An 11573-nucleotide genomic window follows, 5' to 3' on the forward strand; every position below is an offset into this window, starting at 1 on the left:
GGGCTGGGATCGTGTGGCGGCTGGCGCCCGGCGCGTCAAGCCACGAACGAAAAAGCCCGCGCCACCCTCGGGGAGGGTCGCGCGGGCCGAATTATCGTGATCCTGCGAGAAGGATCAGGCGTTCGCCGGCAGCGATCCCTTGGCCTTTTCGACCAGGGCCGCAAAACCGTCCGGCGCCGTGATGGCGAGGTCGGACAGGACCTTGCGGTCGACGGCGATACCGGCGGCGATGAGGCCGGCGATGAAGCGCGAATAGGTCAGGCCCTGCTCGCGGACGGCAGCGTTGATGCGCTGGATCCATAGGGCGCGGAAGTTGCGCTTCTTGTTGCGACGGTCGCGCGTCGCGTACTGCATCGACTTGTCGACGGCAGCCTTTGCGGCGCGGATGGTGTTCTTGCGGCGGCCCCGGAAGCCGGCGGCGGCCTTGAGGACTTTCTTATGCTTGGCGTGGGACGTAACGCCCCTTTTGACGCGGGCCATGGCTGATCTCTCTTACAATTTCGTTGGGGTGCTTCTCGAACCAGGCCGATCAGCCGTTCGGGAGGAAGTACCGCTTGACGTTGTAGGCATCGGTCTCGAACATCGCAGTGGTGCCGCGATGCTCGCGGATCTGCTTGTTTGACCGCTTGATCATGCCGTGGCGCTTGCCGGACTGGGCGTACATCACCTTGCCGGTCGCCGAGATTTTGAAGCGCTTTTTGGCGCCCGATTTCGTCTTCATCTTGGGCATTTGGCTCTCTTCATTCGTTGCGAGGCGCCCGTCTGCCGGTCCGAAGACCAGCGGGGCTCCTCTGAAGGCTCGCGATTGAGCTTTCGGGATCGCCACGGCAGCCCTAATCAGCCGGTCGATCCGAAGGAACGGGCGTATACAGGAGATGCGCGCAGCCGGCAAGAGCCTGGCGCCGCCGCTCCCGTGCCGCCTCAGCGACGGACCCGCACCCGGGCATAGGCCGGCGTCAGCTCGGCGGGAAGGCGACGGCCGCCGCGCGGTCCGGCGCCATCGTCCTTCGGCAGCATCATCACCGCGATGCCCATCTGGGCGCTGGCGAAGGTCAGGCCGAGAAAGAAGGTCAGCACCGAGACGGCCATGGGGGCGACGTCGGAGCGCGCCGTCAGCGTGGCGAAGCCGCCGACGTCGAGGGCGATCAGCGCCGCGACGAAGACCCCGGCGACGCCGAAACCGATGACGGCGTTGACGAGAAGGAATTGCAGGAGCTTCGGCATGGCGGCCTCCGGATCGCGGCGTGTTCACGCGCCTTGATCATTGACGACGGAACGGGGGAAGCGGATCACAGTTCCCACTGATGAAGCCTTTCGGCAAGTCCCTTGTCCGATGGCGCTCTTGCATCAAGGCGCCCCCGGCCCGATGGTCCCGCTCCCAGCAACAGAAGAGACGGCCATGCCCAAGGGATACTGGATCGCCCGCGTCGATGTTCACGACACCGAGGCCTACAAGAATTACGTCGCCAAGAACGGCATCGCCTTCGCCAAGTTCGGCGGGCGCTTTGTCATCCGCGGCGGCAGGTTCGAGACGCTGGTCGGCAGCAGCCGCTCGCGCAACGTCGTCATCGAGTTTCCGAGCTACGATCAGGCCCTCGCCTGCTGGCATTCGCCCGAATACCAGGCCGCCCGCGCCGAGCAGAAGGGCGGCGCCGAGATGGATGCCATCGTCATCGAGGGCTACGACGGCCCTCAGCCGGGCTGAGCGTCGGTTCGCATCCCTTGTCCGTCATGGCCGGGCATCGGCGGCCCAGGGGCCGCCGGTCGTGGCTTGTGACCGCCGGCCATCCATGACTTGAACACCGCCGTCTGAAGGAAGTCGTGGATGCCCGGCACTAGGCCGGGCATGACGACGAAGTCCGACTCGGCAGGCCTCAGCCGCCCGTCGCCTCGATGACGTCGTCCAACGTGCGCAGGCCGGGGCGGGGCGAATTCACCAGCACCGCCATGTTGCCCGGAGCATGCTTGTTGGCCTGCATCAGCGCATGCGCCGCCGGGATCTTGTCCCAGGGGAAGAGCTCGCTCATGCAGGGGTCGACCCGCCGGTCGAGCACGAACTGGTTGGCTGCGGCGGCCTGTTTCAGATGGGCGAAATGCGAGCCCTGGATGCGCTTCTGCCGCATCCAGACATAGCGGGCGTCGAAGGTGATGTTGAAGCCGGAGGTGCCGGCGCAGAACACCACCATGCCGCCGCGCTTGGCGACGAGGCAGGAGACGGGGAAGGTCGCCTCGCCCGGATGCTCGAAGACGATGTCGACGTCCTTCTTGCCGGTGATGTCCCAGATCGCCTTGCCGAACTTGCGCGCCTCCTTGTTCCAGGCGGCATATTCCTCGGAATTCACCGTGGGCATCTGGCCCCAGCAGTTGAAATCCTTGCGGTTGATGACGCCCTTCGCGCCGAGCTGCATGACATAGTCGCGCTTGGTCTCGTCGGAGATGATGCCGATGGCATTGGCGCCGGCGGCAGCGACGAGTTGCACCGCGAAGACCCCGAGACCGCCCGAGGCTCCCCAGACGAGCACGTTGTCGCCGGGCTTCAGCGTGTGCGGCGGGTGACCGAACAGCATGCGGTAGGCGGTGGCCAGCGTCAGCGTGTAGCAGGCGGCCTCCTCCCAGGGCAGGTGCTTCGGCTTCTCCATCAGCTGGCGCGACTGGACCCGGCAGAACTGCGCGAAGGCCCCGTCCGGGGTCTCGTAGCCCCAGATGCGCTGGGAGGTCGAGAACATCGGGTCGCCGCCATTGCATTCCTCGTCGTCGCCGTCGTCCTGGTTGCAATGGACGATGACCTCGTCGCCGACCTTCCACCGCTTCACCTTCGAACCCACCGCCCAGACGATGCCCGAGGCATCGGAGCCGGCGATGTGGAAGGGATGCTTGTGCCCATCGAAGGGTGAGATTGGCTGGCCAAGGCCAGCCCAGACGCCGTTGTAATTGACGCCGCCGGCCATCACGTAGATCAGCACCTCGTCCTCGCCCAGCGTCCAGGTCGGCACGACCTCGACCTTGAACGACTGCTCCGGCGGACCGTGGCGATCCCGGCGGATGGCCCAGGCATACATGTTCGCCGGAACGTGCCCGAGCGGGGGGACCTCGCCGAACTCGTAGAGATCCTTGAGGGGGCGCGACTGAGGGGTGGGAGCAACGGCTGCCATTGGGTTACCTCGGGTGTCAGGCGCCTTCTCAACGGGGCGCTTCGGCGTCGAGTATGTGCAGTGCAACATGGATGTGCAAGCGCGAATTGGCTCGCGCGAATGCGACATTCTAAGCCCTTTGGCTGATCCGGAGCCGCCTGGACGCAACAAAAAGGCCTCGTTGCCGTTTCCTCCCAGCGGTATTTTTTCTGAAGCAGGGACCCACGCGACATTCGACGCGTTATGGCTTGGAGGTTGCGGCGCCTGTCGCCATCCGTGTGATGTCTTGCGCCCGGAGCCGGCTCATCCGGCGATGCGCGTCCTGAGGAGAACTACGTCATGTCCGTCGAAAGCCTGTTGGTTCTCGTCCTTATCGGCGCCATCGCCGGTTGGCTCGCCGGCCTCATCGTCAAGGGGTTCGGTTTCGGGCTCATCGGCAACATCGTCATCGGCATTCTCGGCGCGCTGATCGCCACCTGGCTGTTTCCCCGCCTCGGCGTCTCGCTGGGGGCCGGAATCATCTCGTCCATCGTCAGTGCCACGCTCGGTGCCGTCATCCTGCTCGTGATCGTCGGGTTGATCCGAAGGGTCTGAGGCCGCGGCCCGGCGCCCCCGGGGGCTGCCGGGCGCATTCCCCTTTCGCTGCATTGCAATAAGTCGCATGCCGTCCCAGAATGTTCGCCAATAACCCGCTCGGGAGGCGACATTGCGCAGCAAAGAGACGCGCGACAAGCCCTGGCTGATCCGCACCTATGCGGGTCATTCCACGGCTGCGAAATCCAACGCGCTCTATCGCGCCAATCTCGCCAAGGGCCAGACGGGCCTCTCGGTCGCCTTCGACCTCCCCACCCAGACCGGTTACGACGCCGATCACGTCCTCGCCCGCGGCGAGGTCGGCAAGGTCGGCGTTCCCGTGTCCCATCTCGGCGACATGCGGACTCTCTTCGACGGCATCCCGCTCGACGAGATGAACACGTCGATGACGATCAACGCCTGTGCCGCATGGCTGCTGGCGCTCTATGTGGCGGTGGCCGACGAGACCGGTGTGCCGCGTGCGCGGCTGTCCGGCACGACGCAGAACGACATCCTCAAGGAATATCTGTCGCGCGGAACCTATGTGTTCCCGCCCGAGCCCTCGCTCAGGCTGACCAAGGACACGATCCTGTTCACGACGGCCGAGATGCCGAAGTGGAACCCGATGAATGTCTGCTCCTACCACCTGCAGGAGGCCGGCGCGACGCCGGTGCAGGAACTCGCCTTCGCGCTCGCCAACGCCATCGCCATCCTCGACACGGTCAAGGCCTCGGGCGAAGTGCCCGACAGCGAGTTCGGCGAGGTGGTCGGCCACATCTCCTTCTTCGTCAATGCCGGCATGCGGTTCGTCACCGAGATGTGCAAGATGCGCGCCTTCGTCGACCTCTGGGAGGAGATCGTCGAGACGCGCTACGGCGTCACCGACCCCAAGCACAAGCTGTTCCGCTACGGCGTGCAGGTGAACTCGCTCGGCCTCACCGAGCAGCAGCCTGAGAACAACGTCTACCGCATCCTCATCGAGGCGCTGGCGGTGACCATCTCCAAGAAGGCGCGCTGCCGCGCCCTCCAGCTTCCCGCCTGGAACGAGGCGCTCGGCCTGCCGCGCGCCTGGGACCAGCAATGGTCGCTGCGCCTCCAGCAAATCCTCGCCTACGAGACCGACCTTCTTGAATTCGGCGACCTCTTCGACGGCAATCCCGTGGTGGCCGCCAAGGTCGAGGCGCTGAAGGCCGAGGCTACCGCCGAGATGAGGCTGATCGAAGAGATGGGCGGGGCCATCGCCGCGGTCCCCTACATGAAATCCAAGCTCGTCGAGAGCAACACGCGCCGCCTCGAGGCCATCGAAAGCGGCGAGCAGGTGGTCATCGGCGTCAACCGCTTCACCGAGACCGAAATGTCGCCGCTCACCACCGGCGAGGGTTCGATCATGGTGGTCGATCCCGCCGTGGAGGCCCAGCAGGTCGCGAGCCTCAAGGCCTGGCGCCAGACCCGCGATGCGAAGGCCGCCGACAAGGCGCTGGCGGAGCTGCGCGCCGCCGCCAAAGAAGGCCGCAACATCATGGAATCCTCCATCGCCGCCGCCAAGGCTGGCGTCACCACCGGCGAATGGGGCCAGGTGCTGCGCGAGGTCTTCGGCGAATATCGCGCGCCGACCGGCGTCGGCCGGACCGCCCGGGCCGAGACCGGCGAACTCGCCCCCATCCGCGAGGAGGTGGAGAAGGTCTCGCGCCGGCTCGGCCGCCGCATCAAGTTCCTCGTCGGCAAGCCCGGCCTCGACGGCCATTCCAACGGCGCCGAGCAGATCGCCGTCCGCGCCCGCGATTGCGGCATGGAGGTCGTCTATGAGGGCATCCGCCTGACCCCCGCCGAGATCGTCAATGCGGCGCTGGAAGAGGGCGTCCACGTCGTCGGCCTGTCAATTCTCTCCGGCAGCCACATTCCCCTCGTCACCGAGGTGATGGAGCGGATGCGCGCCGAGGGGCTCGACGACATTCCCGTGATCGTCGGCGGGATCATTCCTCCCGAGGACGAAGCGGTTTTGCGGCAGGCCGGCGTCGCGGCGGTCTATACGCCGAAGGATTTCCAGCTCAACACGATCATGGCCGACATCGTCCGCATCGTCGGCGAAGGTGCGAAACAGGCGGCTTGAGCCAGCCTCGTTCTGCCCTTCACGCGACCCTGTTCACGAAGGCGGAAAAGAACATGCCGCCCTTCACTCTTCTTCCGTGGGACACGACGGCTGACGGCCACCCCGGGTGTGTCTTCCCCCGTCCCTGATGACCTCGGCGGCGATCTGTGCCAGCTTCGCCGCCCCCTGTGAGACCGCCTGCCATGCTCTCTCCCAACAGCGACTACGCCGCCCTCACCCGCGACTTCCGCTGGCGGGTCCCCGCCCGCTACAATATCGGCACCGATGTCTGCACCCGCTGGGCGCTCGCCGAGCCCGACCGTGTCGCCATTCTCTGGAAGAAACCGGACGGCCGGGTCGAGCCCGTCACCTATGGCCGACTCGAAGAGGCCTCCAACCGCCTCGCCAACGTGCTGCTGGCCAAGGGCGTCAGGCGCGGCGACCGCGTCGCGCTCGTGCTGGCCCAGGGCGCGGCGGCCGCCATCGCCCATATCGCCATCTACAAGATGGGCGCCATCGCCGTGCCGCTGGCGGCGCTCTTCGGCATCGATGCCCTCGCCTTCCGCATCGGCAATTCCGGTGCGCGCGCCCTTATCACGAATGCCGAAGGCGTCGGCAAGCTCGCCCAGATCCGCGACGGGCTCGGCGACCTCTCCGTCGTCCTGTCGGTCGATGGCGCCAGCGACGGCGTCGACAGTTTCTATGGGTCGCTGGAGAAGGCCTCGGGTGCCTTCACCGCGGTGGACACCGCCGCCGACGACCCCGCCATGATGATCTACACCTCGGGCACCACCGGCCAGCCCAAGGGTGCGCTGCATGGTCACCGCGTCCTGCTCGGCCACCTCCCGGGCGTCGAGATGCCGCACGAGTTCTTCCCGCAAGCCGGCGATCGCATGTGGACGCCGGCCGACTGGGCCTGGGCCGGCGGGCTCCTCAATGTGCTACTGCCCTCGCTGCATTTCGGCGTGCCGGTGATCGCCCACAAGTTCGAGAAGTTCGACGCGGACGAGGCCTTCGCGCTGATGGCCGAGCTCGAGGTCCGCAATTCCTTCGTGCCGCCCACCGCCCTGCGCATGCTGCGCTCGATCGACGATCCCCGCTCCCGGCACAAGCTTGTGCTGCGCACCCTCGCCTCGGGGGGCGAGGCGCTGGGCACGCCGACCTACGACTGGGGCAGAGCCGCCCTCGGCCTGACCATCAACGAGTTCTACGGCCAGACCGAGTGCAACCTGGTCCTGTCCTCCTGCGCTGCCATCGGCGTGTCCAAGTCCGGCGCCATCGGCAAGCCCGTGCCCGGCCATACGGTCGGGATCATCCGCGACGACGGCACGATCTGCGCGGTCGGGGAGCGCGGCCAGATCGCCGTACAGAGGCCGGACCCGGTCATGTTCCTCGAATATTGGGGGCGACCGGCGGCGACGCGCGACAAGTTCATCGGCGACTGGATGACCACCGGCGACCAGGGCCTCCGTGACGAGGAGGGCTATGTCCACTTCTTCGGCCGCGACGACGACGTCATCACCTCGGCCGGCTACCGCATCGGTCCGGGCGAGATCGAGGACACGCTGCTGAAACATCCCGCCGTCTCGCTGGCGGCTGCCGTCGGCAAGCCCGACGCGTTGCGCACCGAGATCGTCAAGGCCTTCATCGTGCTGAAGAGCGGTGTCGAGCCCTCGCCGGAGCTCGCCGACCACATCCGCGACTTCGTGAAGACGCGGATGTCGGCGCATTCCTATCCGCGCGAGGTCGAGTTCATCGACGAACTGCCGATGACGACGACGGGCAAGATCATCCGGCGCCTGCTGCGCGACCGCCCCTGAGCCTCAGCCCCTGAGCAGGCGCTTCGCCATCGCCTTGCCCCCGGAAAAGGCGCGGCGGCAGGCGAGCGCCGCATGGTAGCGCCAGCCGGGGCGGCCGGCCCGGATGGCGACGAATCGCGTCGAAAGCGCCATGCGCCCCGGCCAGATGCGCTCGATCATCGAATGGCCGGGGATCGCACAGGAATCGACCAGTTCCACGCCGGGAATGGAGATTGCGGCCTTGCCGATCGCATGGGACAGGAGAACGCCGGGGGAATATCGCGCGAAGGCCTCGTCATAAGTGGTCTTCAGGTACCAGGCCCGATCGCCGGCGGACAGGACCAGCCCGGCTGCGATCGGCCTGCCGTCGAGCAACAGCATGTCGATGCGCACGCGGCCCTTCTCCGCAAGGCCGCCGACCGCATCCTCGAAGAACACCTGCGTCGCCGGATCGGTCGCCAGCGCCGTGCCGCGGCGGCCCTTCCAGCCCTCTGCCTCGAGGGCGAGGAAGGCGGCGATGGCTGCGCCCGGATCATGCCCCGTCGCCGTCGAGACGGCCGCCAGGCAGCCGCGTTCGCCGAGGCGACGCGACAGGCGGCGATGCTCCTTGGACAGCGGCGGCGGAGCCTCCGTCAGTACCGCGCGGCGATGCGCATCGACGACCTGCATCCTGTGCGCGGTGGCCCGCGCATCGAGCGCCGCCGCGAAAGGCCCGGCATCGAGCAGCGGCGCGTCGAGGGCAGCGATGCCCTCTTGCGCCAGAAAGGCGAACAGTGCCTCGGCGACCACCGCGGCTTCGCCCGGCCGCACCAGCGGCACGCCATAGGGCGCATAATCGTGGGTCCAGAGCGTAAAGACCGTGCGGGCGAACCCGAGCCGACCGGCGACCAGGCCGATGGGCTCGCCGTCACGCGATATCAGCAGGGCCCCGAGCCCGCGCGGCGATGAGATGCCACGGGCCGCCAGGGCGAAAGCCGGGGCGAGGAACACGTTGGGCCCGGCGGCGGCAGCGAGATCTTCCCATTCCGGCCGGATGGACGCCCAGTCCATGGCGGGCACCCAGGAGGTGCTGACGGCGCCCATGCCGGCGGAGCCGAGTTCCGGCTGCAGCGGCGCCTCGACGGACGCGACGGCGGGAACCGTGAGGGTGTCGGACGACGCCGTCATGCGACAGCCGGCTTGGACCAGAACCGGGCGGAGAGACCCAGGCGCGCGGTGGTAACCCAGATCAGCAGCACCGATTCGAGCGTCAGCGCCACGGCGGTGGCGATGGCAGCGCCCATCATGCCGAGGGGCGGGATCAGCAGGAGGCACAGGATCACGGCCACGGCGAAGGCGATGCCATAGATGAGGGCGCAGGCCGTCTGGTGGCCGGACATGGTGAGGAGGCGTTCCACCGGGCCGACCGCCGCGCGCGCGAGCAGGCCGATGGAGACCACGAACATCGCCGGATAGCCCTGCACATAGTCCGGACCGAACATCATCAGGAACGGCTTGCCCAGCGCCAGGATCAGGATCGTCGCCGCGAGCGAGGGGAAGAAGGTCCAGCGGATGGAGGCACGCAGGAAATCGGCGAGCTTCTGCCGGTCGCCGGCGACGTGATATTCGCTGAACCGGTGCGCCGCCGCGGCGGCAACGGCGAAATAGACGAAGGCGACCAGCGCCAGGGTCTTCACCGCTGCCCAGTAGACGGCGACCTCCTCGGGGCCGCGCAGGTACTTCAGCAGAATGACGTCGGTATAGGTCAGGGCGAGATAAAAGGTCTCGACCAGGAAGATCGGCAGGCTGGTCTTCAGCCAGAACATCGGCTCGGTCCGGCCCGGTCCGGCCGCGACTTTCACGGCGAGGCGCCGGTTGAGCAGGACGAACTGAATCATCGCGGCGATCCAGGTCGCAATCACCGCGCAGGCCATGGCCGTGACCGCGGTGCTGGCGAAGCCGGCGAAATGGCCGCCGGCCATGCAGCCGAGCAGGATGACGGGGCGGATGAGATAGGGCGGCCCGAGGGCGAGGTCGGTCCAGTTCCAGGACCGGGCGATGCCGTCCTGGATGTCGGTGAGGACGAACATGGGCAGGCAGAGCGCCGCCAGCGCCAGCGGCATGACCATCGCACCGGTGAGGAGATGCCCGAACTGCCAGAGGATGGCGAGGCCGATGACGGCCACCGCGGTCGCGATGACCACACCGAGGCGGCGACCGCCACCGAGGAAGCCCCGGAGGCCGTCCTGGTCGCCGCGTTCGACATATTCGGGCACGAAGCGCTGGGCGGCGGAGGCGAAGCCGGCATTGGCCAGATGGCCGATGAGCAGCACCCAGACCCAGACCGAGACATAGGTGCCGAACTCCGATCCGCCCATCCAGCGCGCCATCAGCACCTGGCTGACATAGGCGATGCCGGCGCTGAAGACGCGGATCAGGAAGGCGGCGCCGGCCATGCGCTGGGCGATGGATTCGTCGGAGCGGTCGACGAGGAACGAGCGGACGCGCGCGGTGATCCCGGCGGGCGACAGCAGCGTCTTGGCGCCGCGCCCCATCTGCGCTTCTTCCGAACCCATCACCGACAAGGCGGATGTCCCTGATGACGTGTCGGCACGATGATCCGATCACGGTCTTCGAGGCATAAGGGATCGGCGCTTAAGAAACGGTTCGACCGGCGCCACCGCTAGCAATGGCGGACGAAAAAGGCCGGCCACGGTGCGGCCGGCCTGTTCGCATCATGCGCGGAGGACGATCAGGGACGCGGCGTCGCCGGCACGCCGGGGACCGCGGGCCGCGTCGGCGCGGGGACGAAACGCTCGACCTGCGCTTCCGACCTCAGGCGCTGGACGAGATCAGCCTGCACGCGGCGGGTCAGGAAGTCCTCGATCTGGCCGCGCACCTGCTCGAAATTCGGGATCGGCCGCTGGCGGCGCTCCTCGACCTTGATGATGTGCCAGCCGAACTGCGACTTGACCGGCGCCGCGGACAGCTGGCCGGCCTGCATGGCGAAGGCGGCGTCGGCGAATTCCGGCACCATCTGGCCTTTGGTGAAGAAGCCGAGGTCACCGCCGTTGCGCGCGCCGCCCGGGTCCTTCGACTTTTCCTTGGCGATCGCCTCGAAATCGCCGCCGCCGCGAATCTGGGCGATCAGCGCCTTGGCCTCCTCCTCGGTCTCCACCAGGATATGGCGGGCGCGGACCTCTTCCTCGGGCGTGATGCGGGCGCGCTGCTCGTCATAGATCTTGCGCATCTCCTCTTCCGTGACGCGGGCGCGCGTCTCGGTGTTGAGCAGGCTCTCGACCAGCAGCTTGTTGCGGTAATAGGTCATCTTCCGCGCAAAATCCTGGCTATCCTGGACGTTGCGCTGCTCGGCCGCCTTGGCGGCGAGGGTCAAATCGATCACGAAGCTGAGAAGATAATCGCGCTTCTGCTCGGGATTCATCTGGGCGGTCGTCTGCCCGCCGATATCCTCCTCGGCCGCATCGAGATCGGCCTGGCGGATCTCGACGCCCTGGACGCGGGCGAGAACGCCGTCGGCGGGCGTCTGCAGCGCCGGCGGTGTCGCCGGCTGGGCCGGAGCGGGCGTGGTGGCCGGCGGCGTCTGGGCGGCCAGCGGTCCGGCGAGCGCCGCGGTCATGGCGGCGATGGACAGGAGCATGCGGACGGTCATGGCAGGATCGAGCCTTTTGTCACGGGAATGCGTGCTTGACGGGCACGTGTGGCGCTTTGCAGGACGGCGGTGCGACGGCACCGGGCGGTAGACGCGTGCACAACTCCTGACGGGTCCCGCCTGTTGTCGCAGCAATGCCCGTTTCGGCTTGAATTGACAACCCTTGGTACCGTCCATATCTGTCGCCAGTTGCCGGCCCGCTGCGGAATTCCGCGCGTCCGTCGACCATATCCCACCGGGATCAGAGGATGGGGCGCACGGGGCGCTCCGCCCCCCCGCCTAGTGGGGCTGAAGGACTGGCGTGAACCATCGGAACGGTTGGTGCGACCAAC

General features: G+C 67.3%; 11 protein-coding genes. 4 read left to right on the plus strand and 7 right to left on the minus strand.

The window, feature by feature from the left end; translation table 11 throughout:
- Window positions 1–114: 114 nt before the first annotated feature.
- The 3 genes from rplT to Q8O26_RS06740 form a co-directional block, all read right to left on the minus strand.
- Window positions 115–480, minus strand: coding sequence for a 50S ribosomal protein L20 (gene rplT, locus Q8O26_RS06730; protein ID WP_305574732.1), 366 nt, complete (start codon window positions 478–480; stop codon window positions 115–117).
- Between the two features lie 49 nt (window positions 481–529).
- Window positions 530–730: a 50S ribosomal protein L35 gene (gene rpmI, locus Q8O26_RS06735; protein WP_305574733.1), complete on the minus strand. Its 201-nt coding sequence runs from the start codon at window positions 728–730 to the stop codon at window positions 530–532.
- A gap of 191 nt (window positions 731–921) precedes the next feature.
- A complete protein-coding gene (locus Q8O26_RS06740; RefSeq protein ID WP_305574734.1) occupies window positions 922–1224 on the minus strand; it encodes a hypothetical protein in 303 nt (100 codons plus the stop codon).
- A gap of 175 nt (window positions 1225–1399) precedes the next feature.
- On the opposite strand from Q8O26_RS06740, the gene Q8O26_RS06745 reads away from it, so the two are divergent.
- Window positions 1400–1705 (plus strand): DUF1330 domain-containing protein, encoded by a 306-nt coding sequence (locus Q8O26_RS06745; protein WP_305574735.1) that lies wholly within the window; start codon window positions 1400–1402, stop codon window positions 1703–1705.
- Window positions 1706–1874: 169 nt separating this feature from the next.
- Here Q8O26_RS06745 and ccrA read toward each other — a convergent pair whose 3' ends face one another.
- On the minus strand, window positions 1875–3152 hold the full coding sequence (gene ccrA / locus Q8O26_RS06750) for a crotonyl-CoA carboxylase/reductase (protein ID WP_305574736.1): 1278 nt from the start codon (window positions 3150–3152) through the stop codon (window positions 1875–1877).
- A 318-nt stretch (window positions 3153–3470) separates the two neighbouring features.
- Here ccrA and Q8O26_RS06755 point away from each other — a divergent pair, with 318 nt between their 5' ends.
- The 3 genes from Q8O26_RS06755 (at window position 3471) to Q8O26_RS06765 (ending at window position 7613) form a co-directional block, all read left to right on the plus strand.
- Window positions 3471–3725: a GlsB/YeaQ/YmgE family stress response membrane protein gene (locus Q8O26_RS06755; protein ID WP_305574737.1), complete on the plus strand. Its 255-nt coding sequence runs from the start codon at window positions 3471–3473 to the stop codon at window positions 3723–3725.
- Window positions 3726–3837: 112 nt separating this feature from the next.
- Entirely contained in the window at window positions 3838–5814 is a 1977-nt protein-coding gene (locus Q8O26_RS06760; protein WP_305574738.1) for a protein meaA, read from the plus strand.
- 182 nt (window positions 5815–5996) lie between these two features.
- On the plus strand, window positions 5997–7613 hold the full coding sequence (locus Q8O26_RS06765; RefSeq protein WP_305574739.1) for an AMP-binding protein: 1617 nt from the start codon (window positions 5997–5999) through the stop codon (window positions 7611–7613).
- Window positions 7614–7616: 3 nt separating this feature from the next.
- On the opposite strand, the gene Q8O26_RS06770 is transcribed toward Q8O26_RS06765, so the two are convergent.
- From Q8O26_RS06770 to Q8O26_RS06780, 3 genes are all read right to left on the minus strand, one after another.
- On the minus strand, window positions 7617–8759 hold the full coding sequence (locus Q8O26_RS06770; RefSeq protein ID WP_305574740.1) for a GNAT family N-acetyltransferase: 1143 nt from the start codon (window positions 8757–8759) through the stop codon (window positions 7617–7619).
- Window positions 8756–10147, minus strand: coding sequence for a lipopolysaccharide biosynthesis protein (locus Q8O26_RS06775; protein ID WP_305574841.1), 1392 nt, complete (start codon window positions 10145–10147; stop codon window positions 8756–8758). The genes Q8O26_RS06770 and Q8O26_RS06775 overlap by 4 nt, the downstream gene beginning before the upstream one ends.
- A gap of 176 nt (window positions 10148–10323) precedes the next feature.
- Entirely contained in the window at window positions 10324–11241 is a 918-nt protein-coding gene (locus Q8O26_RS06780; RefSeq protein ID WP_305574741.1) for a peptidylprolyl isomerase, read from the minus strand.
- Window positions 11242–11573 lie beyond the last annotated feature (332 nt).

The organism is Phreatobacter sp., from assembly GCF_030691135.1.
Taxonomy (GTDB): Bacteria; Pseudomonadota; Alphaproteobacteria; order Rhizobiales; family Phreatobacteraceae; genus Phreatobacter.